This window comes from Bhargavaea massiliensis (genome assembly GCF_018390575.1).
GTDB classification, from domain to species: domain Bacteria; phylum Bacillota; class Bacilli; order Bacillales_A; family Planococcaceae; genus Bhargavaea; species Bhargavaea massiliensis.
In genome coordinates, this window is the sequence record NZ_JAHBCJ010000001.1 from 252,025 (window position 1) to 274,640 (window position 22,616).

Annotated in this window: 36 protein-coding genes; all 36 read right to left on the reverse strand. The window is 55.0% G+C overall.

The window, feature by feature from the left end:
• Window positions 1-8 precede the first annotated feature (8 nt).
• The 36 genes from KHA84_RS01355 to leuB all read right to left on the reverse strand — a co-directional run bounded on the left by KHA84_RS01355 (window position 9) and on the right by leuB (window position 22,599).
• Entirely contained in the window at window positions 9-806 is a 798-nt protein-coding gene (locus tag KHA84_RS01355) for an energy-coupling factor transporter transmembrane component T family protein (protein WP_213421531.1), read from the reverse strand.
• Window positions 803-1,675, reverse strand: coding sequence for an energy-coupling factor ABC transporter ATP-binding protein (locus KHA84_RS01360; RefSeq protein ID WP_213421533.1), 873 nt, complete (start codon window positions 1,673-1,675; stop codon window positions 803-805). The genes KHA84_RS01355 and KHA84_RS01360 overlap by 4 nt, the downstream gene beginning before the upstream one ends.
• A complete protein-coding gene (locus KHA84_RS01365) occupies window positions 1,651-2,496 on the reverse strand; it encodes an energy-coupling factor ABC transporter ATP-binding protein (protein WP_213421535.1) in 846 nt (281 codons plus the stop codon). Before KHA84_RS01365 ends, KHA84_RS01360 begins: the two co-directional genes overlap by 25 nt.
• Before the next feature lie 438 nt (window positions 2,497-2,934).
• Complete coding sequence (rplQ, locus tag KHA84_RS01370; RefSeq protein WP_008298846.1) at window positions 2,935-3,315, reverse strand: 50S ribosomal protein L17; 381 nt, start codon at window positions 3,313-3,315, stop codon at window positions 2,935-2,937.
• Window positions 3,316-3,362: 47 nt separating this feature from the next.
• Window positions 3,363-4,304 carry a DNA-directed RNA polymerase subunit alpha gene (locus KHA84_RS01375; RefSeq protein ID WP_213421536.1) on the reverse strand — a complete coding sequence of 314 codons (942 nt, stop codon included), beginning with the start codon at window positions 4,302-4,304 and terminating at the stop codon, window positions 3,363-3,365.
• Window positions 4,305-4,437: 133 nt separating this feature from the next.
• On the reverse strand, window positions 4,438-4,827 hold the full coding sequence (gene rpsK / locus KHA84_RS01380; protein WP_008298848.1) for a 30S ribosomal protein S11: 390 nt from the start codon (window positions 4,825-4,827) through the stop codon (window positions 4,438-4,440).
• Between the two features lie 25 nt (window positions 4,828-4,852).
• Entirely contained in the window at window positions 4,853-5,218 is a 366-nt protein-coding gene (gene rpsM / locus KHA84_RS01385; RefSeq protein WP_092093285.1) for a 30S ribosomal protein S13, read from the reverse strand.
• A gap of 24 nt (window positions 5,219-5,242) precedes the next feature.
• On the reverse strand, window positions 5,243-5,356 hold the full coding sequence (gene rpmJ, locus KHA84_RS01390; protein WP_076758849.1) for a 50S ribosomal protein L36: 114 nt from the start codon (window positions 5,354-5,356) through the stop codon (window positions 5,243-5,245).
• Between the two features lie 35 nt (window positions 5,357-5,391).
• On the reverse strand, window positions 5,392-5,610 hold the full coding sequence (infA, locus tag KHA84_RS01395; RefSeq protein ID WP_008298852.1) for a translation initiation factor IF-1: 219 nt from the start codon (window positions 5,608-5,610) through the stop codon (window positions 5,392-5,394).
• Window positions 5,611-5,908: 298 nt separating this feature from the next.
• Window positions 5,909-6,556: an adenylate kinase gene (locus KHA84_RS01400; RefSeq protein ID WP_157296919.1), complete on the reverse strand. Its 648-nt coding sequence runs from the start codon at window positions 6,554-6,556 to the stop codon at window positions 5,909-5,911.
• Window positions 6,557-6,608: 52 nt separating this feature from the next.
• A complete protein-coding gene (gene secY, locus KHA84_RS01405; protein ID WP_213421538.1) occupies window positions 6,609-7,904 on the reverse strand; it encodes a preprotein translocase subunit SecY in 1,296 nt (431 codons plus the stop codon).
• Entirely contained in the window at window positions 7,904-8,344 is a 441-nt protein-coding gene (rplO, locus tag KHA84_RS01410; RefSeq protein WP_092052999.1) for a 50S ribosomal protein L15, read from the reverse strand. Before rplO ends, secY begins: the two co-directional genes overlap by 1 nt.
• A 33-nt stretch (window positions 8,345-8,377) precedes the next feature.
• On the reverse strand, window positions 8,378-8,557 hold the full coding sequence (gene rpmD / locus KHA84_RS01415; RefSeq protein WP_092093265.1) for a 50S ribosomal protein L30: 180 nt from the start codon (window positions 8,555-8,557) through the stop codon (window positions 8,378-8,380).
• A 13-nt stretch (window positions 8,558-8,570) separates the two neighbouring features.
• Entirely contained in the window at window positions 8,571-9,068 is a 498-nt protein-coding gene (rpsE, locus tag KHA84_RS01420; protein WP_157296923.1) for a 30S ribosomal protein S5, read from the reverse strand.
• A 23-nt stretch (window positions 9,069-9,091) separates the two neighbouring features.
• A complete protein-coding gene (rplR, locus tag KHA84_RS01425) occupies window positions 9,092-9,451 on the reverse strand; it encodes a 50S ribosomal protein L18 (protein ID WP_213421540.1) in 360 nt (119 codons plus the stop codon).
• Window positions 9,452-9,482: 31 nt separating this feature from the next.
• Window positions 9,483-10,022: a 50S ribosomal protein L6 gene (gene rplF, locus KHA84_RS01430; protein ID WP_008298866.1), complete on the reverse strand. Its 540-nt coding sequence runs from the start codon at window positions 10,020-10,022 to the stop codon at window positions 9,483-9,485.
• 30 nt (window positions 10,023-10,052) lie between these two features.
• Complete coding sequence (rpsH, locus tag KHA84_RS01435) at window positions 10,053-10,451, reverse strand: 30S ribosomal protein S8 (RefSeq protein WP_213421541.1); 399 nt, start codon at window positions 10,449-10,451, stop codon at window positions 10,053-10,055.
• A 30-nt stretch (window positions 10,452-10,481) separates the two neighbouring features.
• Window positions 10,482-10,667, reverse strand: coding sequence for a type Z 30S ribosomal protein S14 (locus tag KHA84_RS01440; protein WP_008298870.1), 186 nt, complete (start codon window positions 10,665-10,667; stop codon window positions 10,482-10,484).
• 19 nt (window positions 10,668-10,686) lie between these two features.
• Window positions 10,687-11,226, reverse strand: a complete 540-nt coding sequence (rplE, locus tag KHA84_RS01445) for a 50S ribosomal protein L5 (RefSeq protein ID WP_213421542.1) — start codon at window positions 11,224-11,226, stop codon at window positions 10,687-10,689.
• Window positions 11,227-11,253: 27 nt separating this feature from the next.
• Window positions 11,254-11,589 (reverse strand): 50S ribosomal protein L24, encoded by a 336-nt coding sequence (rplX, locus tag KHA84_RS01450; protein WP_008298874.1) that lies wholly within the window; start codon window positions 11,587-11,589, stop codon window positions 11,254-11,256.
• A gap of 36 nt (window positions 11,590-11,625) precedes the next feature.
• On the reverse strand, window positions 11,626-11,994 hold the full coding sequence (rplN, locus tag KHA84_RS01455; protein WP_213421543.1) for a 50S ribosomal protein L14: 369 nt from the start codon (window positions 11,992-11,994) through the stop codon (window positions 11,626-11,628).
• Window positions 11,995-12,025: 31 nt separating this feature from the next.
• Window positions 12,026-12,289 carry a 30S ribosomal protein S17 gene (gene rpsQ / locus KHA84_RS01460; RefSeq protein ID WP_063182502.1) on the reverse strand — a complete coding sequence of 88 codons (264 nt, stop codon included), beginning with the start codon at window positions 12,287-12,289 and terminating at the stop codon, window positions 12,026-12,028.
• Window positions 12,290-12,307: 18 nt separating this feature from the next.
• Window positions 12,308-12,508 carry a 50S ribosomal protein L29 gene (rpmC, locus tag KHA84_RS01465; RefSeq protein ID WP_213421544.1) on the reverse strand — a complete coding sequence of 67 codons (201 nt, stop codon included), beginning with the start codon at window positions 12,506-12,508 and terminating at the stop codon, window positions 12,308-12,310.
• Window positions 12,498-12,932 (reverse strand): 50S ribosomal protein L16, encoded by a 435-nt coding sequence (gene rplP / locus KHA84_RS01470; RefSeq protein ID WP_213421546.1) that lies wholly within the window; start codon window positions 12,930-12,932, stop codon window positions 12,498-12,500. Before rplP ends, rpmC begins: the two co-directional genes overlap by 11 nt.
• 2 nt (window positions 12,933-12,934) lie before the next feature.
• Window positions 12,935-13,591 (reverse strand): 30S ribosomal protein S3, encoded by a 657-nt coding sequence (gene rpsC / locus KHA84_RS01475; protein WP_213421548.1) that lies wholly within the window; start codon window positions 13,589-13,591, stop codon window positions 12,935-12,937.
• Window positions 13,592-13,594: 3 nt separating this feature from the next.
• On the reverse strand, window positions 13,595-13,939 hold the full coding sequence (gene rplV, locus KHA84_RS01480; protein WP_063182510.1) for a 50S ribosomal protein L22: 345 nt from the start codon (window positions 13,937-13,939) through the stop codon (window positions 13,595-13,597).
• A 19-nt stretch (window positions 13,940-13,958) separates the two neighbouring features.
• Window positions 13,959-14,237 (reverse strand): 30S ribosomal protein S19, encoded by a 279-nt coding sequence (gene rpsS / locus KHA84_RS01485; RefSeq protein ID WP_213421551.1) that lies wholly within the window; start codon window positions 14,235-14,237, stop codon window positions 13,959-13,961.
• Window positions 14,238-14,297: 60 nt separating this feature from the next.
• Window positions 14,298-15,128, reverse strand: a complete 831-nt coding sequence (rplB, locus tag KHA84_RS01490) for a 50S ribosomal protein L2 (protein WP_063182514.1) — start codon at window positions 15,126-15,128, stop codon at window positions 14,298-14,300.
• A 42-nt stretch (window positions 15,129-15,170) separates the two neighbouring features.
• Complete coding sequence (rplW, locus tag KHA84_RS01495) at window positions 15,171-15,455, reverse strand: 50S ribosomal protein L23 (RefSeq protein ID WP_063182516.1); 285 nt, start codon at window positions 15,453-15,455, stop codon at window positions 15,171-15,173.
• Entirely contained in the window at window positions 15,455-16,078 is a 624-nt protein-coding gene (gene rplD / locus KHA84_RS01500; RefSeq protein WP_213421553.1) for a 50S ribosomal protein L4, read from the reverse strand. Before rplD ends, rplW begins: the two co-directional genes overlap by 1 nt.
• A gap of 18 nt (window positions 16,079-16,096) precedes the next feature.
• Window positions 16,097-16,723 carry a 50S ribosomal protein L3 gene (rplC, locus tag KHA84_RS01505; protein ID WP_213421555.1) on the reverse strand — a complete coding sequence of 209 codons (627 nt, stop codon included), beginning with the start codon at window positions 16,721-16,723 and terminating at the stop codon, window positions 16,097-16,099.
• 43 nt (window positions 16,724-16,766) lie between these two features.
• Window positions 16,767-17,075 carry a 30S ribosomal protein S10 gene (gene rpsJ, locus KHA84_RS01510; RefSeq protein WP_008298888.1) on the reverse strand — a complete coding sequence of 103 codons (309 nt, stop codon included), beginning with the start codon at window positions 17,073-17,075 and terminating at the stop codon, window positions 16,767-16,769.
• A gap of 738 nt (window positions 17,076-17,813) precedes the next feature.
• Entirely contained in the window at window positions 17,814-19,130 is a 1,317-nt protein-coding gene (locus KHA84_RS01515) for a Na+/H+ antiporter family protein (RefSeq protein ID WP_213421557.1), read from the reverse strand.
• A gap of 324 nt (window positions 19,131-19,454) precedes the next feature.
• Window positions 19,455-20,045 (reverse strand): 3-isopropylmalate dehydratase small subunit, encoded by a 591-nt coding sequence (gene leuD, locus KHA84_RS01520; protein WP_213421559.1) that lies wholly within the window; start codon window positions 20,043-20,045, stop codon window positions 19,455-19,457.
• A 28-nt stretch (window positions 20,046-20,073) separates the two neighbouring features.
• Window positions 20,074-21,483 (reverse strand): 3-isopropylmalate dehydratase large subunit, encoded by a 1,410-nt coding sequence (gene leuC / locus KHA84_RS01525; protein WP_213421562.1) that lies wholly within the window; start codon window positions 21,481-21,483, stop codon window positions 20,074-20,076.
• Between the two features lie 18 nt (window positions 21,484-21,501).
• Window positions 21,502-22,599 carry a 3-isopropylmalate dehydrogenase gene (gene leuB / locus KHA84_RS01530; protein WP_213421564.1) on the reverse strand — a complete coding sequence of 366 codons (1,098 nt, stop codon included), beginning with the start codon at window positions 22,597-22,599 and terminating at the stop codon, window positions 21,502-21,504.
• Window positions 22,600-22,616: the final 17 nt, after the last annotated feature.

Here is a 22,616-nt window from a genome sequence, read left to right on the forward strand (position 1 = left end):
CTGCAACCTTATCCCCTCAGGAACCAGAGGGCGACAATCACCGCAAGCAAGATGAGCAGCGCGGTCGTGTCCCGCCAGTCCCACTTTAATTGACGGTAGCGGGTCCGTCCTTCTCCCCCGCGGTAGCCGCGGACTTCCATTGCGATGGCCAGGTCTTCAGCGCGCTTAAAGGCGCTGACGAAGAGCGGAACAAGCAACGGCACGACCGCCTGGACGCGTTCTTTCATGGTGCCCGACGAAATGTCCGATCCCCGGGCCAGCTGTGCCTTCAGGATCTTGTCCGTTTCGTCCATCAGGGTCGGGATAAAACGAAGGGAGATCGACATCATAAGGGCAAGCTCGTGGACCGGAAATTTCACTTTCTTCAGCGGGTTCAAGAGCACCTCGAGGCCGTCCGTGATCGAGATCGGCGAAGTCGTCAGTGTCAGGAGCGACGTCATCAGGACGAGCACGAGGAATCGGACCGAGATATAAATGCCCTGCCGCAGGCCTTCCTCATAGATTTTCAGGAAACCGAGCTCGAACAGCAGGTCTCCCTCTTTTGTGAAGAAGATGTGCAAGAGGAAAGTGAATGCGATCAGGAACATAACCGGCTTCAGTCCGCCGATCAGAAATCCGATGCGCACTTTGGATGCAAGGATCGACAGCAGCGTGAAGGCGAGCAGGAGCGCATAGCTTAATGTGCTGTTCGCAAGGAATACGGCCGCGATGAAGATGAAAACGAAAATCAGCTTCGATCGCGGATCGAGCCGGTGGACGAACGAATCGCCAGGGATGTAGCGGCCAAACACCATTTTCTCCATCATGATGCGCCGCCCCCTTTCCCGAGATCCGCCGCGAGATACGCCGCGAGCTGCTCTTCGGTGAGCGCTGCAGGGCCGGGCGGCAGGCCTGCGCCTTCCTCATACAGCCGCTGGAAGCTGACGGTGCGAGGGACGCCAAGTCGCCATCCTGCGAGGCGCTCCGCATCCGCGAACACTTCCTCAGGCGGCCCCTGGAGGACGTCCGTGCCATCATGCATGACGATCATATGGTCCGCATAGCGCGCGGCGTCCTCCATGCTGTGGGTGACAAGGATCGTCGTCATGTCCCGCTGTTCATGGAGTTCGTAGAACAGGTCCATGATCTCCTTGCGGCCGGCAGGGTCCAGTCCCGCGGTCGGTTCGTCCAGGACAAGCACATCCGGTTCCATCGCAAGCACTCCGGCGATTGCTACACGCCGCATCTGGCCGCCTGACAGGTCAAACGGCGACTTTTCCGCCGTCCCTTCCGGCAGGCCGAGACGGTCGATCCACCGGAGTGCCCGGGCTTTTGCCTCTTCATCCTGAACCCCGAAGTTCAGCGGGCCGAACATGACATCCTTCAGCACATTTTCCTCGAACAGCTGATGTTCGGGGAATTGGAAGACGATGCCGACTTTGCGGCGGATCGGCTTCAGCTGCTTTCCCTTCGTCTCCTTGGTGACTTCTGTATCGCCGATGCGGACAATGCCCGTCGTAGGCTTCAGGAGGCCGTTCAGATGCTGCAGGAGCGTCGATTTGCCGGAGCCTGTGTGGCCGATGATAGCCGTGTAGGAGCCGGAAGGGATGCGGACATTTACGTCATGGAGCGCCCTCTTCTGAAACGGTGTGCCCGCCGCGTATGTGTAGCCTACCTGTTCGAGTGCAATGTCCATAGCTGTTCCACCAACTTCCGTTCCGTCATAGTTCCGGGCTCTGTCCGGATCCCCTGCTCTTTAAGAAGGGCGGACAGCCGCATGGCGAATGGCAGATCGAGCCCGAGTGCCGTCAGCGCCTCTCCCTTCAGAAAGACGTCCTGCGGCGTTCCTTCCGCGAACTTCCGGCCGCCGTTCATGACCACTACCCGGTCAGCAAGCAGCGCTTCCTCAAGGTCATGGGTGATTGAAATGACGGACAGTCCCGTCTTTTCTCTCAAGTCAAGAATGACCCGGATCACTTCCTCGCGCCCCTGGGGATCGAGCATCGAGGTCGCTTCGTCCAGGATCAGCAGCCTCGGCCGGAGCGCCAGTGCCCCTGCGATGGCCACACGCTGTTTCTGGCCGCCTGACAGGTGGTGCGGCTCATGGTCGAGGAAAGTTTCCATCTTGACCTGATTTAGCGCCCCTTGCACACGAAGCCTCATTTCGTCGAACGGAATGCCGTTGTTTTCAAGGGCGAAGGCGACATCGTCCTGCACGGTTGCGCCGACAAACTGGTTATCCGGGTTCTGGAACACCATTCCCATCTGCGAGCGCTTTTCCCAGAGGTTGTCCTCCGTGAGCGGCTCGCCGAACAGTCCGACTGTTCCCTCCTGAGGGAACAGGAGGCCGATGATCAGCCGTGCAAGCGTCGACTTGCCGGAGCCGTTGTGACCAACAACGGCAATCCATTCGCCCGCCTGCATATCGAACGATACGCCGTCGACCGCGCAGCGGCCGTCCGGGTCGTCCGGTGTATAGGTAAAACGGACGTCCTGAAGGGACAGGATCCGTTCCATAGTCATTCCTCCTCTGCTTCACTCAACTCTGCTGTCTATTGTAACGGAATCCGGTGGCCATGTCGTCCGGCCCCGGCGGGTTGGGCGCGCACTTCGGCGGCCTCTGGGACATATGTCAACGTTTCAGGCGGATATGGCAACGTCTCACTCCAATAAAGCAACGTTTCACTGCCAAACGTTTTCCGGCGCCTCACGCTTCCGTCCGTATGTAAAAAAAAAGCGCGCACCCCAACTGGTGACTGCGCTTTTGTCGTATGGCATGACCGGCGGCTGCTCACACCGCCGGGACCATGATGGGGTGCGGAGAGCTAGACGGGACGCAAGCGAGTGCTCCGCCCATCATAACGCTCAGCTTTTTCATTTGCCGTATAAATCATTATAGAAAGAAAAGGGTGCCGTCCATACTCAGGTAACCGCACACCCTTTTCCGTACCGCAATTAAACGAGTTCGATAATGACGACCGGTGCGCCGTCACCGCGACGAGGGCCGACCTTCATGATGCGAGTGTAGCCGCCCTGACGCTCAGCGTAGCGAGGTGCCACATCGTCGAACAGTTTCTGCAGTGCATAGACCGTTTGTTCGTTGCCTTCTTCGTCAGTCGTCGTAACGAGTTCACGACGGATGAATTCGGCAGCCTGACGGCGTGCATGGAGATCACCGCGTTTTCCGAGAGTGATCATTTTCTCAACGACGGAACGGAGCTCTTTTGCACGCGTTTCAGTCGTCTGCAGGCGTTCGTTGATGATGAGATCGGTTGCGAGGTCACGAAGCATCGCCTTACGCTGGGAGCTTGTACGACCTAACTTTCTGTAGCCCATCGAGTTTCCCTCCTTTTGGGTGAATTGGATGGTCCGCTATGGACGATTTATTCTTCCGTACGCAGGCCGAGTCCGAGGTCTGTCAGCTTCGCCTTGACCTCTTCGAGAGACTTGCGGCCCAGGTTGCGCACTTTCATCATTTCATCTTCGCTCTTGTTCGCGAGCTCAAGCACCGTGTTGATGCCGGCACGCTTCAGGCAGTTATAGGAACGGACGCTCAGGTCGAGCTCCTCGATCGTCATCTCGAGGACTTTTTCCTTCTGGTCTTCTTCCTTCTCTACCATGATCTCTACGGACTGTGCTTCATCCGTGAGGCCGACGAAGATGTTGAGGTGCTCGGTCAGGATCCTGGATCCGAGCGAGATTGCCTCTTGCGGCCCGATGCTGCCATCGGTCCAGACGTCGAGGGTCAATTTATCGTAATCGGACAGTTGTCCGACACGTGTGTTTTCCACCTGGAAATTGACGCGTGAGACTGGGGTGTAAATGGAGTCGATCGGGATCACGCCGATTGGCAGATCTTCACGTTTGTTGCGGTCAGCCGGAACATATCCGCGCCCGCGTTGTGCATACATGCGCATGCGGAGATGGCCGTTCTTGCCGACAGTTGCAATGTGCAGATCCGGATTGAGGATTTCAACGTCGCTGTCATGCGTGATGTCTGCGGCCGTTACCTCGTTCTCGCCCTTTACATCGATCTCGATGACTTTTTCATCGTCCGAGTAGATTTTCAGGGCCAATTGCTTCACGTTCAGGATGATTGATGCCACATCTTCCACGACGCCGTCAACCGTCGAAAACTCGTGGAGGACTCCGTCAATCTGGATGGATGTAACAGCGGCACCCGGCAGTGAAGATAGAAGGATCCGGCGCAGGGAATTGCCCAGGGTGGTTCCGTAGCCCCGCTCAAGCGGCTCCACGATGAACTTTCCATAGGTGTTCTCCACAGTCTGTACAGCTTCAATCCTCGGTTTTTCTATTTCGATCATTCAAATTCACCCTCCCTCAAAACGTCCATGAATGGCAGTTCCCTATTGGAAATCGATATACAAGACAACTATTGCACTCTCACAAACCAGTTTATCCGTAAATCGTGTTTCTCAATCAATGGACGGACAGCCATTATACACGGCGGCGTTTTGGAGGACGGCAACCGTTGTGAGGAACCGGAGTTACGTCGCGGATTGCAGTGACTTCAAGGCCTGCAGCCTGCAGTGCGCGGATTGCCGCTTCACGGCCTGCACCAGGTCCTTTAACCGTTACTTCAAGAGTCTTCATGCCGTGCTCCATCGATGTGCGAGCAGCAGTTTCTGCAGCCATCTGGGCAGCGAACGGCGTGGACTTACGGGAGCCCTTGAATCCGAGTGCACCTGCGCTTGACCAGGATACTGCGTTACCTTGAGTGTCCGTGATCGTGACGATTGTGTTGTTGAAAGTGGAACGGATGTGTGCGATGCCGGATTCAATATTCTTTTTGACGCGGCGTTTACGCGTTTGTTGTCTACGTGCCATAGTGTGAAGTTACCTCCTTTACTAATTATTTCTTCTTGTTTGCGACTGTCTTGCGCGGGCCCTTACGGGTACGTGCGTTGTTCTTCGTGTGCTGACCGCGTACAGGAAGGCCGCGGCGGTGGCGGATTCCACGGTTGCTGCCGATTTCCATCAGACGCTTGATGTTGAGGTTCGTTTCACGGCGAAGGTCACCTTCAACTTTCAGGCTGTCGATTTGTTCACGGATCTTGTCGAGTTCGGCGTCAGTGAGATCGCGGACGCGAGTCTCTTCAGAAACGCCTGCACCGGCGAGGATCTTCTGGGAAGTCGTTTTACCGATTCCGTAGATGTAAGTGAGAGCGATGACTACGCGCTTTTCGCGCGGTACGTCTACACCAGCAATACGTGCCATATTATTCGTGCACCTCCTTAAGGTTTAGCCTTGGCGTTGTTTATGTTTCGGGTTTTCACAGATTACCATGACCCGACCGCGACGGCGGATGACTTTGCACTTTTCGCAGATCGGCTTAACAGATGGCCTTACTTTCATCGCATAGAACCTCCTTATCGTCCGGAGTGCTTAGATCATTTGTAACGGTATGTGATACGGCCACGGGTCAGATCGTAGGGGGAAAGTTCCACTGTCACACGGTCACCCGGCAAAATCCGGATATAGTGCATCCGCATCTTCCCGGAAACGTGCGCAAGGATCGTATGGCCGTTTTCGAGTTCCACTTGAAAATTAGCTCCTGGCAGAGTCTCGACGACCTTGCCTTCCACTTCGATTAAATCATCTTTCGCCATCCATCATCATCCCTTCATGTTAGAATCAGGTCTCTCTTCGTCCCGCTGCGCCCTACCTTCAAACATATGAACGGTCTGCATGAGAGATGTCCGAAAGACTACCAATGGATTCCGCTTCCCTGTCCGAAAAACGGACAAATCCACGGTCCCCATTATACCTTGTTCCGGACTGCATTGCATGGACGGAGTCCCGCCACGCCTGCATTTCCGCGCCATGTCCGCCGTTCGCAGCGGTCGGCGGACATGGTCTGCCGTCACATGCCATAAAACAGGATCGTCTCGCCTCCCCGGCACGGGTTCAGTTGCCCCGGAGCAGCCGGTCGATGTCCTCAAATACGACTTCGATGTCCTGCTGCCCGTCGATGTGGGTCAGAACGCCTTTATCGCCGTAGTAGGCGAGGAGCGGTTCACTCTGTTTCATATTCACTTCCAGGCGGTTATTGACGGTCTCCGGGTTGTCGTCGGCACGCTGGTAGAGCTCCCCGCCGTCCTTGTCGCAAATCCCTTCCTGTTTGGGAGGGTTGAAGACAAGGTGGTAGGAAGTTCCGCATTCTTTGCAGATGCGGCGGCCGGTCAGCCGTTTGACGAGTTCGTCATGCTCCACCCGGATATTGATGACATGGTCGATCTTCCGGCCGAGCCCGGACATGATTTCATCCAGTGCTTCCGCCTGTGCGACCGTCCGCGGGAAGCCGTCCAGAAGGACGCCTTGCTCGCAGTCCTGCTTTGACAGGCGTTCACGGACGATGCCCACGGTCACTTCATCAGGGACGAGAGCCCCTTCATCCATGAACTGCTTTGCCTTCAGACCGAGTTCCGTTCCTTCTTGGATCGCGGAACGGAACATGTCGCCTGTAGAGATATGAGGGATTTCGTACTTCTCGACAATCCTGTCCGCCTGGGTGCCTTTACCGGCGCCCGGCAGGCCCATCAATACGATGTTCATACGTCGTGCCCTCCTACAGTGTTTTGTGCCGCCGGCCGTAACCGGCAGCAGATTACTTCATAAAGCCTTTGTAGTGCCGCTTGACGAGCTGGGATTCCAGCTGTTTCATCGTCTGGAGCGCAACCCCGGCAACGATCAGGAGGCTGGTGCCGCCGATCTGCACGGATTGCGGGAGGCCTGCCAGGCTGATGAAGAAGATTGGCAGAACCGAGATGACCGCAAGGAAGATTGCCCCGACGAAGGTCAGGCGGTTCAGGACACGGGTCAGATAGTTCTGGGTGTCCTGGCCCGGGCGGATGCCCGGAATGTAGGCGCCCTGTTTCTTCAGATTATCCGATACGTTCTCAGGGTTGACCTGGATGAACGCATAGAAGAAGGTGAAGGCGATAATGAGCGCTATATAGATGATCATCCCCACAGGCTTCGTATAGTCGAAGATTTCGATGATCGCCGCCGTCCAGCGGTTCTGGCCGAAGAACGATGCAATCGACTGAGGGGTTATGATGAACGCGACGGCGAAGATCACCGGGATGACGCCGGCCGCGTTTACTTTCAATGGCAGGTGGGTCTGCTGGCCGGCCTGCTGGCGGCCGCGGCCCGTGACACGCTTGGCATACTGAACCGGAATTTTCCGGAGCGCCTCCTGGACATAGACGACGCCGACCGTGATGGCGACGACCGCGAGTGCCAGAAGGACCAGAATGAGGATGTTCAGGAACAGCTGGTCCCCAGCATCCTGGATCTGCTGCGCATAGATCTGGTTCACCGCATTCGGAATCGCCGCAACGATCCCGGCAAAGATGATGATCGAGATCCCGTTGCCCACCCCGTTCTCGGTGATCTGCTCACCGAGCCAGAGAAGGAACGCCGTGCCTGCTGTCAGAACAACCGCGATGACGAGGTAAGTCGCAATGCTGTCGTTCTGGATCAGCGTGCCGCCGTACATGCGGTTAAAGCCGTACGACATGGCGATCGACTGGATAAACGCCAGGACGATCGTGAAGTATCTGGTGAACTGGGCCAGCTTCCTCCGGCCGACCTCGCCCTGTTTCGCCCACTCGGCGAATTTCGGGACGACATCCATCTGGAGAAGCTGGACGATGATCGATGCCGTAATGTACGGCATGATGCCCATCGCCAGAATGGAGAAGTTCGCGAGCGCGCCGCCCCCGAACGTATTCAGAAAGCCGATCAGGCTGAATTGATCGGCTGCCTGAAGTGCTGACGCGTCGACGTTCGGTACCGGGATAAAGGTCCCGAGCCGGAAGACGATGAGCAGCGCCAGCGTAAATAGGATTTTCTTCCGGATTTCCGGAACACGCATAAAGTTGGAGATGGTCTCAAACATCAGATCACCTCGACGGAGCCGCCTGCGTTCTCGATGGCCTCTTTAGCGGAAGCAGAGAATTTGTGAGCCTGTACAGTAAGCTTTTTCTCAAGCTGACCGTTGCCGAGGATCTTAATGCCGGACTTTTCCTTGCTCACAATGCCTGTTTCGAGCAGGAGAGCAGGAGTGACTTCCGTGCCTTCTTCGAAGCGGTTAAGCGTTTCGAGGTTCACGATGGCATATTCCTTGCGGTTGATGTTCGTGAATCCGCGCTTAGGCAGGCTCTGGAAAAGAGGCATCTGGCCACCTTCGAAGCCGAGGCGTACACCGCCGCCGGAACGCGAGTTTTGACCGTTTGCACCGCGGCCGGACGTCTTGCCGTTGCCCGAACCAGGTCCACGGCCCACACGGTTGCGTTCTTTGCGGGATCCTTTTGCAGGTTTCAGTTCATGCAGTTTCATTTGACTGGCACCTCCTTATGGTTTGATGAAAGATTAGTTTTCTTTAACTTCGACGAGATGGCCGACTTTGTTCAGCATGCCGCGGATTGCAGCATTGTCTTCGTGTTCGACCGTTTGGTTTGTCTTGCGCAGACCGAGAGCTTCAACCGTCTTGCGTTGATCCGGTTTTGCTCCGATCACGCTCTTCTTAAGGGTGATTTCGAGCTTAGCCATTAGTTTTCCCCCCTCAACCCAGCAGTTCTTCTACAGATTTGCCACGGAGTTTTGCAACTTCCTCGGCACGCTTGAGGTCCTGGAGACCTGCGATCGTAGCACGGATGACGTTGATCGGCGTGTTGGATCCGAGGGACTTCGAAAGGATGTCCGTGATGCCTGCAAGTTCAAGTACTGCGCGGACTGGGCCGCCGGCGATAACACCGGTACCAGGAGCAGCAGGTTTGATGAAGACGGAGCCTGCACCGAAACGTCCGGTCACTTCGTGTGGCGTTGTGCCGTTGACCATAGGAACGTTGACGAGGTTCTTTTTCGCATCCTCGACTGCCTTGCGGATTGCATCCGGAACTTCCTGTGCCTTACCTGTACCAAAACCGACACGGCCATTCTTGTCGCCGACGACGACGAGTGCCGTGAAGCGGAAACGACGTCCGCCCTTTACGACTTTCGCTACGCGGTTGATCGTTACTACGCGTTCTTCGAACTCACTTTTCACTTCATTGCGACGCATGTGTATGGGTCCCTCCTTTTTAATTAGAATTCGAGTCCGTTTTCACGGGCTGCATCTGCCAGAGCCTTCACACGGCCGTGATAGAGGTAACCCCCACGGTCGAAGACGACAGATTTGATGTTCTTTTCAACAGCTGCCTTGGCGATGGATTCGCCGACTTTCACTGCTGCTTCAGTGTTCGAAGTGGAACCTTCGAAACCTTTGTCCATTGTGGACGCACTTGCGAGTGTCACACCGTTTGCATCATCGATCAGCTGAGCATAGATATGCTTGTTGGACCGGAAGATGTTCAGGCGCGGACGCTCGGCAGTGCCACTGATCTTGGAACGCACACGTGCATGGCGCTTTTTGCGGACCTGGTTCTTGTCCTGTTTCGTAATCATCGTGGTCACTCCTTTCGATGCCTATGCGGCATTATTTACCTGTCTTACCTTCTTTGCGGCGGACTTGTTCGCCTTCGTAGCGGATCCCTTTGCCTTTGTACGGCTCAGGCGGGCGTACGGCACGGATGTTGGAAGCGAGCGCGCCGACGTGCTCTTTGTTGTAACCGCGGACGATGACTTTCGTGTTCGAAGGAACTTCGATTTCCACGCCTTCTTCAGGTGTGAACTCGACCGGGTGGGAGTAACCGACGTTCAGGACGAGCTTGTTGCCCTGTTTTTGCGCACGGTAACCGACACCAACGAGCTCGAGGGACTTTTCGAAGCCTTTCGAGACGCCTTCGACCATGTTGTTCAGGAGCGAACGGGTCGTTCCGTGGATCGCGCGGTGTTCTTTGTTGTCGGACGGGCGTGTGAATGTGATCACGTTGCCGTCCTGGTTGATTGTGATGTCACTGCTCAGTTTGCGAGTGAGTTCGCCTTTCGGGCCTTTGACCGTGACCGTGTTGTCATCCGCAATGGTGACAGTCACGCTTTCAGGCACTTCGATCAGCTTATTGCCAATACGGGACATGTGTGTGCACCTCCATTCGTTTGTAGCAGATTACCAGACGTATGCGACGACTTCGCCGCCGACTTTCTTCGCACGTGCTTCTTTGTCGGTGATGACACCGTGAGAAGTCGAGACGAGGGCGATGCCCAGGCCGTTCAGGACTTTAGGGATTTCGCTAGTCTTTGCGTAGACGCGCAGACCCGGCTTCGAAATACGCTTCAGGCCCGTGATGACACGTTCGTTGTCCTGGCCGTATTTGAGGAAGATCCGGATGATCCCCTGCTTATCATCTTCGATATATTCAACATCGCGGACAAAACCTTCGCGTTTCAGGATTTCGGCGATCTCTTTTTTCATGTTGGAAGCAGGAACTTCCAGTTTTTCATGGCGTACCATGTTGGCGTTACGGATACGCGTAAGCATATCTGCGATCGGATCACTCATAGTCATTGTGTTGTACCTCCTTCCCAGGTATAGGGATTACCAGCTGGCCTTCTTGACGCCAGGCAGTTGCCCTTTGTATGCAAGTTCACGGAAACAAATACGGCAAAGCTTGAATTTACGATATACAGAGTGAGGACGTCCGCAACGCTCGCAGCGTGTGTATTCCTGCACTTTGTATTTCGGTGTGCGTTTTTGTTTCGCGATCATCGATTTCTTAGCCACAATTTCGCCTCCCTTTCGTTTACTTTTGGAATGGCATGCCGAGCTGCGTCAGGAGCTCACGGGCTTCTTCGTCCGTGTTAGCAGTCGTGACGATGACGATGTCCATGCCACGGACTTTGGATACTTTGTCGTAATCGATTTCCGGGAAGATCAGCTGTTCTTTGACGCCGAGCGTGTAGTTGCCGCGGCCGTCGAACGCGTTCTTCGATACACCGCGGAAGTCGCGGACACGCGGAAGCGCGATGGAAACCAGCTTATCGAGGAAATCATACATGCGCTCACCGCGGAGCGTTACTTTCGTACCGATCGGCATTCCTTCACGGAGGCGGAAGCCGGCGATCGAATTCTTCGCTTTCGTGATGACCGGTTTTTGGCCGGAGATGATTTCGAGGTCTTCTACAGCAGCGTCGAGGGACTTGCTGTTCTGGACAGCGTCACCGACACCCATGTTGATGACGATCTTTTCGATTTTCGGCACTTGCATAACCGAGCTGTATTCAAACTTGCTCATGAGAGCAGGTGTGATATCTGTTTTGAATTTATCTTTCAGGCGGTTCATCAGGAGTACCTCCTTCCTCTAAGTCGCTTATTTCTTGTATGGGTCAGCAATGATTTCGCCCGATTTCTTGGAAACGCGGACTGTGACCATTTTGCCGTCTTGTTCTACTTCTTTGTAGCCGATGCGAGTCGGTTCGCCCGATTTCGGATCAAGCAGCATGACGTTGGAAACGTGGATTGGAGCTTCTTTGCTCACGATGCCGCCCTGTGGGCTTTCCTGGTTCGGCTTCGTGTGCTTTTTGATGATGTTGACACCTTCCACGATGACACGGTCTTTCTTAGGGAATGCAGCAAGGATGACGCCGGTTTTCCCTTTGTCTTTTCCTGTGATCACCTGGACTTTATCACCTTTTTTAACGTGCATTCTCTTGCACCTCCTTGGTTGGCACTACCCTATGGATTAAAGAACTTCCGGAGCGAGGGAAATGATTTTCATGAAGTTGTTGTCGCGCAGCTCACGTGCGACAGGTCCGAAGATACGCGTGCCGCGTGGGCCCTTGTCATCACGGATGATGACGCATGCGTTCTCGTCGAACTTGATGTAAGATCCGTCTTTGCGGCGGACACCGCTCTTTGTACGGACGACAACCGCCTTCACGACGTCACCTTTCTTAACAACGCCGCCGGGTGTTGCTTTCTTGACGGTGCAGACGACGATGTCGCCGATGTTCGCTGTCTTACGGCCGGAACCGCCGAGCACTTTGATCGTGAGGACTTCACGGGCGCCGGAGTTGTCAGCGACTTTCATACGACTCTCTTGTTGGATCATTGAGGGTACCTCCTCTCAAGTTAAATTCCGATCAGATGATAACCGCTTTTTCAACGACCTCTACAAGGCGGAAACGCTTCGTAGCGGAAAGCGGACGAGTTTCCATAATGCGGACGATGTCGCCTGTTTTTGCAACATTGTTTTCATCATGGGCTTTATATTTTTTCGAGTATTTTACACGCTTGCCGATGACAGGGTGTTTCTTGTAAGTCTCGACAACGACCGTGACTGTCTTATCCATTTTGTCGGAAACGACGCGGCCTGTGTAAACTTTGCGTTGGTTACGCTCAGACATGCTTGCAGCCTCCTTTTATCAGTTGTTGGCGCTGAGTTCGCGTTGGCGAATAACTGTCTTCATGCGCGCGATCGACTTGCGCACCTCACGAATGCGAGCTGTGTTCTCGAGTTGGCCGGTAGCAAGCTGGAAACGCAGGTTGAAGAGCTCTTCTTTCAGCGACTTCACTTTTTGTTCGATTTCAGCAGTGGTCAGATCCCGGATATCATTAGCCTTCATTCGATTCACCACCAATTTCTTCGCGTTTTACAAACTTGCTCTTAACCGGCAGTTTGTGCGATGCGAGACGCAAAGCTTCGCGGGCAACCTCTTCGGAGACGCCTGCGATTTCAAACATAACACGGCCTGGCTTCACGACAGCCACCCATCCTTCAACGGCACCTTTACCGGAACCCATCCGGACTTCAAGAGGCTTTTTCGTATATGGCTTATGAGGGAAGATCTTGATCCAGACCTTACCGCCACGCTTCATGTAACGGGTCATGGCGATACGGGCAGACTCGATCTGACGGTTGGTGATCCAGCCGGCTTCTGTAGCCTGGAGGCCGTATTCACCGAAATTCACTGTGCCGCCGCCTTTTGTTTCCCCGCGCATTTTGCCGCGGTGTACACGACGGTGCTTAACACGTTTAGGCATCAACATGATCAGTTGCCTCCTTCCTCGGATTTCTTCTTCTCAGGAAGGACTTCACCGCGGTAGATCCATACTTTTACGCCGAGCTTGCCGTATGTTGTATCGGCTTCCGCGTGAGCGTAGTCGATGTCGGCACGGAGTGTATGGAGCGGTACAGTACCTTCGCTGTAGTGTTCGGCACGGGCGATGTCGGCGCCGCCGAGGCGTCCCGATACCATTGTGCGGATCCCTTTAGCGCCTGCACGCATTGTGCGCTGGATCGCTTGTTTTTGAGCACGGCGGAACGATGCACGCTGTTCAAGCTGGCGGGCGATGTTTTCTGCGACAAGTTTCGCATCAAGATCTGCACGCTTCACTTCAACAATGTTGATGTGCACACGCTTGCCTGTAAGAGCGTTGAGTTGTTTGCGGAGCGCTTCAACTTCGGAACCGCCCTTCCCGATCACCATGCCGGGCTTCGCTGTATGGATCGTGATGTTCACACGGTTCGCAGCACGCTCGATCTCTACCTGAGACAGGGAAGCGTCTTTCAGGCGCTCATCGATATACTCGCGAATCTTAAGGTCTTCATGGAGAAGAGTTGCATAGTCTTTTTCTGCATACCATTTCGACTCCCAGTCACGGATGACTCCGAGTCGCATACCATTTGGATGTACTTTTTGACCCACGAATTATCCCTCCTTCTTCTCGGATACCACTACTGTGATGTGGCTAGTACGTTTGTTGATTGCAGTTGCACGGCCTTGTGCACGAGGACGGAAACGCTTGAGCGTCGGACCTTCGTCTACAAAGACTTCGCTGACGACGAGGTTGTTGATGTCCAGGTCGTAGTTGTGCTCTGCGTTGGCAATTGCGGATTTCAATACTTTTTCGACAACCGGCGATGCGGCTTTCGGTGTAAGTCGCAGGATTGCGACCGCTTCACCCACTTGCTTGCCCCGGATCAGGTCGACGACCAAACGGACTTTGCGAGGAGCAATCCGGATTGTGCGGGCTACGGCTTTTGCTTGTTGCATCAGGAGTACCTCCTCTCAATTAGCGTTTCGTTTTCTTATCGTCGGCTCCATGACCGCGGTAAGTGCGTGTAGGTGCGAATTCACCCAGTTTGTGGCCGACCATGTCTTCCGTTACGTAAACCGGTACATGTTTGCGTCCGTCATAGACAGCAATCGTGTTGCCGACGAAGTTCGGGAAGATTGTAGAGCGGCGGGACCAAGTTTTAATGACCTGCTTCTTTTCGTTTTCGTTCTGAACTTCGACCTTTTTCATGAGATGATCATCCACAAAAGGTCCTTTTTTCAAGCTGCGACCCATTTTGGTACCTCCCTCCGTGATTGCCCGGCGGCCCACCCCGTGAACCGCTGAGAAACCACATTATTTTTTGCGGCGACGAATGATATAGTCGTCCGATTTGTTTTTCTTCTTGCGGGTTTTGAGACCAAGTGCCGGCTTGCCCCAAGGCGTGACCGGAGACGGACGTCCGATTGGCGCGCGGCCTTCGCCACCACCGTGCGGGTGATCGTTCGGGTTCATGACGGATCCGCGTACTGTCGGGCGCTTGCCGAGCCAGCGGGAGCGTCCTGCTTTACCGATGTTGATCAGTTCGTGCTGTTCGTTGCCGACCTGGCCGATTGTCGCGCGGCATGTGCCGAGGATCATGCGGACTTCGCCGGACTGGAGGCGTACGATGACGTACTTGCCTTCTTTACCGAGAACCTGAGCGGATGTACCCGCGGAACGGACAAGCTGCCCGCCTTTGCCAGGCTTCAGTTCGATGTTGTGGATCGTTGCACCCATCGGAATATTTTCGAGCGGGAGTGCGTTCCCCACTTTGATGTCTGCTTCAGGACCGGACATGATTTCCATGCCGACCTTGAGGCCTTTAGGAGCGAGGATGTAACGCTTTTCCCCGTCCACGTAGTTGATCAGTGCGATGTTCGCAGAACGGTTCGGATCGTATTCGATCGTAGCAACGCGTCCCGGAATGCCATCTTTCCGACGTTGGAAGTCGATGACACGGTATTGGCGCTTGTGGCCGCCACCTTGATGGCGGACTGTCGTACGGCCTTGGTTGTTACGGCCGCCCTTGCGGTGTTTAGGCGCGAGGAGCGATTTTTCCGGCTTGTCAGTTGTGATCTCTGCAAAGTCGGAAGCCGTCATGTTACGTCGGCCGTTGGAAGTTGGTTTATACTTCTTGATCGCCATTGTTTTCCCTCCTCATTGTTTTATCGGTTCAGAGCGTAAAACTTACGCTTCGAAAAGTTCGATGTCTTTAGAGTCAGCCGTCAGTTTGACGATGGCTTTGCGGCGTTTGTTCGTGTATCCGCCAAAACGGCCCATACGCTTGAACTTGCCTTTGACGTTCATGATGTTGACTTTTTCGACCTTGACACCGAAGACTTCTTCGACGGCCTGTTTGACCTGTGTCTTGTTGGCGCGAACGTCTACATCGAATGTGTACTTCTTGTCTTCCATCGCCTGTGCGGAACGCTCGGTAATGACCGGACGCTTCAATACATCACGTGCATCCATTAACCAAGCACCTCCTCTACTTTTTCGACCGCGGATTTTGTCATGACGAGCTTGTCATGGCCTACCAGGTCGAGGACGTTGATGCCGTTTGCGGAGACGACTGTGACGCCCGGGATGTTGCGCGCGGACAGTGCCACATTTTCATCGAGCTCTGCAGTGACGAACAATGCTTTCTTGTCGACGGAAAGATCTTTCAGGACCTGAACGAATGCTTTCGTCTTTGGTGCGTCGAAAGTCAGTGCGTCGAGTACGACGAGGCTTTCTTCGCGGACTTTCGCAGAAAGTGCCGAACGGAGTGCCAGACGGCGGACTTTCCTAGGAAGCTTGTAGCTGTAGCTGCGTGGAACCGGACCGAATACGGTACCGCCTCCGCGCCATTGCGGGGAGCGGGTAGAGCCTTGGCGTGCGCGGCCAGTGCCTTTTTGGCGCCATGGCTTGCGGCCGCCGCCTGCTACTTCTCCGCGCTGCTTTGTTTTGTGGTTACCCTGGCGCAGGGATGCGCGCTGGGAGATGATCGCTTCAAAAAGAACGGCTTCGTTCGGCTCGATTCCGAATACGGATTCGCTCAGTTCAACTTCGCCGACGGAAGCGCCAGTTTGATTAAGTACGGATACTTTTGGCATTGTGTTGTCCTCCTTTCCTTATTTCTTGAGGGATGCGCGTACTTTTACGAGCGACTTGCGTGCGCCCGGCACATTCCCTTTGACGAGGAGCAGGTTACGCTCTGCGTCAACTTTCACAATTTCGAGGTTTTGGATCGTTACGGTGTCGGTACCCATGCGGCCTGGGGACTTCATTCCCTTGAAGACGCGTGCCGGGTCAACCGGACCAAGCGAACCAGGTGCGCGGTGGAAGTGGGAACCGTGGCTCATCGGTCCGCGGGAGTGCCCGTGGCGCTTGATGACACCTTGGAATCCTTTACCTTTTGTTACACCTGTAATATCGACGAAATCGCCAGCTGCGAAAATTTCTACGTTGACTTCCTGACCAACTTCATAATCGGCCGTGTCCTCTCCGCGGAATTCGCGAACGAAGCGCTTAGGCGCAGTTTCTGCTTTTGCCGCATGGCCTTTTTCCGGTTTGTTCGCGAGCTTTTCGCGCTTGTCTTCGAAGCCGATCTGGACTGCTGCGTAGCCGTCCGTTTCTGCTGTCTTCTTTTGAAGGACAACGTTTGGTGCCGCTTCGATGACAGTTACCGGGATCAGATCGCCGTTTTCAGCGAAGACTTGTGTCATGCCGATCTTTCTACCCAAGATTCCTTTGGTCATTCGTCACACCTCCTGTAATCTGTGTGTTTTTATTTTGTGTTGATTAAAGTTTGATTTCGATGTCTACGCCGGATGGCAGATCAAGCTTCATGAGCGCATCAACCGTTTTTGGTGTCGGGTTGACGATGTCGATCAGACGCTTGTGTGTGCGCATCTCGAACTGTTCACGCGAGTCCTTGTATTTGTGGACCGCACGAAGAATCGTGTAAACCGAACGCTCTGTCGGAAGCGGGATCGGACCCGAAACACTTGCACCAGAACGTTTTGCCGTTTCTACAATCTTCTCAGCTGATTGATCGAGGATACGGTGGTCGTACGCTTTCAAACGGATACGGATTTTTTGTTTTGCCATTACTTTCCCTCCCTTTCGCCTTTTTCCAAGACAATTCTCCACGGAAATCTCCTGCACACCGCCATGGCAAAGCGGCCGGGTGTGTCAGCAACCTCCCGCTTCATCGCAGTCAAATGACCAACATTCCGTATTATACACAAAACGGAAGAGCCTCGCAAGCACTACGTGCGAGATTCTTTGTTGGACCTTAGAATTATATAACGGTTTGGCTCAGGATGCAATCGGTAAGGGAAGAGTCGGAATATTGGGTTGCCGGGAGCGAGGTTGTTATATGGAAGGAAGTCGGTCCAAACTAGCTTTCATAAATGAATTACCTGATTTCCGTTCAGGGCGGCATTTATTTGAAAGGAGCTCTCCGCGCTTCAAGCTTAATCGCTCCCGGTAGCTTTGATGTACAAAAAAGCTCCGGAAATATGGGGCCACTGAAAAGCTGAAGTCCCAAGTGGCGTTTTCGTCATTCGTGAGGTCAATTTCATCATATAAGCCTCCCGTTTCGTCATTCATGGTCGGCACCTTAGCGAATGACAAAACCGCTACAGATGAACCACGCGCTACCCCTAAATAAACTCTGACGCTTTTGCCCGCAGAAACCATCTTCGCACGGTCCCGTCTCCGGACTATGACAACTTCCCCGGTAAGGGAGTCTCTCAGAAAAAGAAAAACTGCAGACAAATGAGCAATACGCACTCAGTTTGTCTGCAGTCCGGTCCCCGGCTTCCCGGAGCTTTTTCTATTCCCTCACAATATCATGGCGGCGATCCAGCCGAAGATGATGAGGGGGATGTTGTAGTGAATGAAGGTTGGGACGCAAGTGTCCCAGATGTGGTTGTGTTTGCCGTCGGCGTTGAGTCCGGCGGTCGGTCCGAGCGTGGAGTCGGATGCCGGGGAGCCGGCGTCACCGAGTGCTCCGGCCGTGCCAATCAAGGAAATGATCGCGAGAGTGCTGAATCCGAATTCAACGCTGAGCGGAACGAAGATGGCGGCGATAATCGGTACTGTCGCGAATGAGGAGCCGATTCCCATCGTGACGAGCAGGCCGACGAGGAGCATGATGATTGCTGCCATGCTTTTATTGTCGCCGAGCAGGCCGCTGGCTGATTGGATGAGTGTTTCGACATGGCCTGTGGCCTGGATGACGCCGGCAAATCCGTTAGCGGCAATCATGACAAAGCCGACGAAAGCCATCATCTTCATGCCATCGTTCAGGAGTTCGTCTGCCTCTTTCCAGCGGACGGCGCCTGTTGCATAAAGAACTGCGATGCCGGAGATGGCGCCGATGATCATCGATTCGGACGTAATCTGTCCGGCAAGTGCCGCTGCGAGCGCGATGACCGTGAAGGCAATATTGCGCCTCCGAACTTCCCGCTCCGGACCGGAGGCGATTGCCCGGCTGTCACCGTAATCACGCGGCTTCCGGTACGAGATAAAAATCGCGATGATGAGGCCGAGTGCCATGCCGGCAACCGGGAGCGCCATTGCCGACGGGATATCCGCCATGTTGATTTCAAGTCCTGCCAGCGCCATCTGGTTCGCAATGACCTCGTGGAAGAGGAGGCCGAAGCCAAACGGGAGCAGAATGTACGGTGCGGTGAGACCGAATGCCAGCACACAGGCGATGAGCCTCCGGTCGATCTTCAGCATGTCGAGAATGTGCAGAATGGGCGGCACAAGCAGCGGAACAAAAGCGATATGGATTGGAATCGCATTTTGAGAAGAAATGGCGACTAAAAGCAGGATGAGGACGATCAGCGCTTTGGCGAGACCTTTGCGCTCCCCTTCGCCTTCATTTCCCACGACTTTCAGAATGAGTTTAACGAGCACTTCCGGGATGCCGGTACGCGAGATGGCGACCGCAAACCCGCCGAGGAGAGCATAGCTGAGTGCAATTGTCGCACCGCCTCCAAGGCCTTCTGTGAATGCCCCGATTGTATCTTCTATTGAAAGACCAGCCGCCAGTCCGCCGGCAAGTCCTCCGACCACCAATGCCAGCACCACATTGACCCGGAAAAGACTCAAGACCAGCATGACTGCGACCGCTACGATAACTGCGTTCATCATACGTTCTCCTTTTCACTTCATCACTTTACCGTGATAAAGCGTTAAAATGAATGTTATTAGATTATCATGGCGGTTGCAGACTGTCAACCCCTTCAAAAAGTGAAGGCGGACAGAATCGCCCGCTCCATTTTTATGAGCGCGCATAGAGTTGGCACAGCCGCGCATAGAACTGCTACAAGCACGCATAGAATCGTCGTAACCGCGCATAGAACCGCAGCAAGCGCGCATAGAATGCTATGCGCGCTCATTGTCAGTCATTAAATTTCCCCGCACATACGAAAGAACCGGCAGGCTCCCAAACGGGGGCCTGCCGGTTTTCTATCATGCGCGCTGCATGGCTTCTTCGTATTTCACGATCTGGTCTTCGTATTTGAAGGTCAGGGCGATTTCATCCCAGCCGTTCAGGAGCATTTCCTTCCAGTATGGGTCGATGTCGAACCGGTGTACGGCACCGTCCGGTTGCGTGACGGTCTGTTCTGCAAGATTGACCGCCAGCCGTATCGGTTCGGCCTTGCCCTTGGCTAGGAGCTCTTCTACTTCCTCTTCCGGCAGCCTGATCGGAAGGATGCCGTTTTTCATACAGTTATTGTAGAAGATATCGGCGTAGCTCGGCGCGATGACCACGCGGAATCCATAGTCGAGGATGGCCCACGGTGCGTGTTCGCGGGACGAGCCGCAGCCGAAGTTTTCGCGTGCGACGAGAATCTCAGAACCGTCGAACCGCGGATCGTTCAAAACAAATCCGTCCCTCTTGTTGCCCTCGGCATCAAAGCGCCAATGGTGGAACAGGTACTTGCCGAAGCCGGTCCGTTCGATGCGCTTCAGGAATTCCTTGGAGATGATCTGGTCGGTGTCGACGTTGCTCCGGTCGAGCGGCGTCATGATGCTGGTGACTTCATTGATCGGTTTCATGGATGCAGCCTCCTTTCATCGTCCCGCTTCAGGCGTGGACGGCAAATTCTTCGCGGACGTCGGTGAACCGGCCGTTTATGGCAGCGGCTGCGGCCATGGCCGGGCTCATGAGGTGCGTTCGTGCACCCGTCCCCTGCCGTCCTTCGAAGTTCCGGTTGGATGTGGATGCACATCGTTCGCCTGTCGGGACGACATCGTCGTTCATGGCGAGGCACATGCTGCATCCCGATTCGCGCCATTCAAATCCCGCTTCGGTAAAGACCTTGTCGAGGCCTTCCTCTTCCGCCTGTTTCTTGACTGTCCGGGAGCCCGGCACAACGAGGGCGCGGACGCCATCTCTGACTTTTCTGCCTTCAATTATGCGGGCCGCTTCACGGAGGTCGCTCAGGCGGGCGTTTGTGCAGGAGCCGATGAAGACGTGCTGGATCTCAATATCGGTGAACGGCTGGCCTTCTTTAAGCCCCATATACTCGATGGCCCGGAGGAAGGACTCACGCTCGAGCTCATTTTCAAAGTCCGACGCAAACGGAACGTGGCCGGAGATACCTGCTCCCATGCCCGGGTTTGTGCCCCACGTGATGAACGGTTCGATTTCATCCGCATGGATGGAGACAGACTTGTCATACGATGCCCCTTGATCGGAAGCGAGGGAAAGCCAGTCCTCTGCAGCTTTGTCGAATGCCCCGCCTTGCGGTACATACTTACGCCCGCGGAGATACTCGACAGTCTTTTCATCCGGGCTGATGAGACCCGCCCGTGCACCCGCCTCAATCGACATGTTGCAGACCGTCATCCGCTCTTCCATCGAAAGCTTGCGGATCGCCTCTCCCGTATATTCCACGATGTGTCCGGTGCCCATGTCGGTGCCGAACTTCGCGATGATGGCCAGGATGATATCCTTGGCGGTCACGCCCGGCGCAATTTCACCATCGATGCGGATTTCCATGGTCTTCGGGCGGGACTGCCAGAGCGTCTGTGTGGACAGCACGTGCTCGACTTCACTCGTTCCGATACCGAATGCAAGTGCGCCGAACGCCCCGTGTGTCGATGTGTGGGAGTCGCCGCAGACGATGGTCTTGCCCGGCTGCGTAAGCCCGAGCTCCGGCCCGATGACATGGACGATCCCCTGGTCGGGATGGTCGACGTCCGCAAGGGGCACGCCGAACTCCTCACAGTTTTCCGCAAGTGTCCGGATCTGCTTGCGCGCGATCGGGTCTTTGATCACCTTGCGGTTGACCGTCGGCACGTTGTGGTCCATTGTCGCGAAGCAGAGGTCCGGGCGGCGGACTTTGCGCCCGTTCAGGCGGAGCCCTTCAAATGCCTGTGGCGACGTGACTTCGTGCAGCAGATGGAGATCGATGTAGAGGAGGTCCGGTTTGCCCGGTTCCCCGACGACGATGTGCCGGTCCCAGATTTTATCGATGATTGTCTTTGCCATTGCGTTCCGCCTCCCGTTTTACATATACGAAAACATAATATCTTCCGACACGGTTTCCGCGTCGAGCTGCTCGATGACTTTGTCGGTCCATTCTTCTGTCGTAAGGGTGCGGCCTCCAGCTTCGGCAAGATCTGCAGTGAAGCACCCGTCCTCAAGCACCGTCAGGACCGCTTCTTCGATCGCTGCCGCCTCGGTCTCCATGCCGAACGAGTAGCGGAGCATCATTGCGGCCGACAGGATGGCTGCGGCCGGGTTCGCGATTCCCTTGCCGGCGATGTCCGGGCCGGAGCCATGCACCGGTTCATACAGGCCGAAGCCGTCGGCGCGGATGCTCGCGGATGGCAGCATGCCCAGGGAGCCGGTAATGACGGATGCTTCATCGCTCAGGATATCGCCGAACATGTTCTCCGTCACCACGACGTCGAATGCGGACGGATCCGTGATCAGCTTCATCGCGCACGAGTCAACAAGCTGGTGCTCGACCGTGACATCCGGGTAGTCCGCCTTCTTTTCCTCGACGACCTCCCGCCAGAGCCGGCTCGACTCAAGGACGTTGGCTTTGTCGACCGAGGTCACTTTGCCCTTTCTAACTCGGGCCAGTTCGAATGCCTGCTCGACGATTCGGCTGATTTCTTCCCTGGAGTAGACAAGCGTGTCAAACGCATCGTTTGCTGTGCGGGCTTTATCTCCAAAGTAAAGGCCTCCGGTCAGCTCACGGACGATCATGAGGTCGACGCCCGCAGCTTTTTCTTCTTTCAGAGGTGATGCCGACAGAAGGGCCGGCACCGCCTTGACCGGGCGGAGGTTTGCGAACAGGCCGAAATGTTTGCGGATGGCAAGCAGCCCTTTTTCCGGTCGGAGTTCGGACGGATTGTTATCCCATTTCGGTCCCCCGACGGCACCCAGGAGAACGGCATCGGCCGTCCCGCAGGCGTCGGCCGTTTCTTTAGGGAACGGATTGTCGAGGGCGTCAATTGCCGCTCCGCCGATCAGGCCGTAAGAAAAAATGAACTCATGCTGGTAGCGGCGTGCAATAAGCTTCAGGACCTTGACGGCTGCCCTGGTCACTTCAGGGCCGATTCCATCTCCGGGCAATACGGCAATTGTCTTTTCCATGTTCGTTTCCTCCTTTT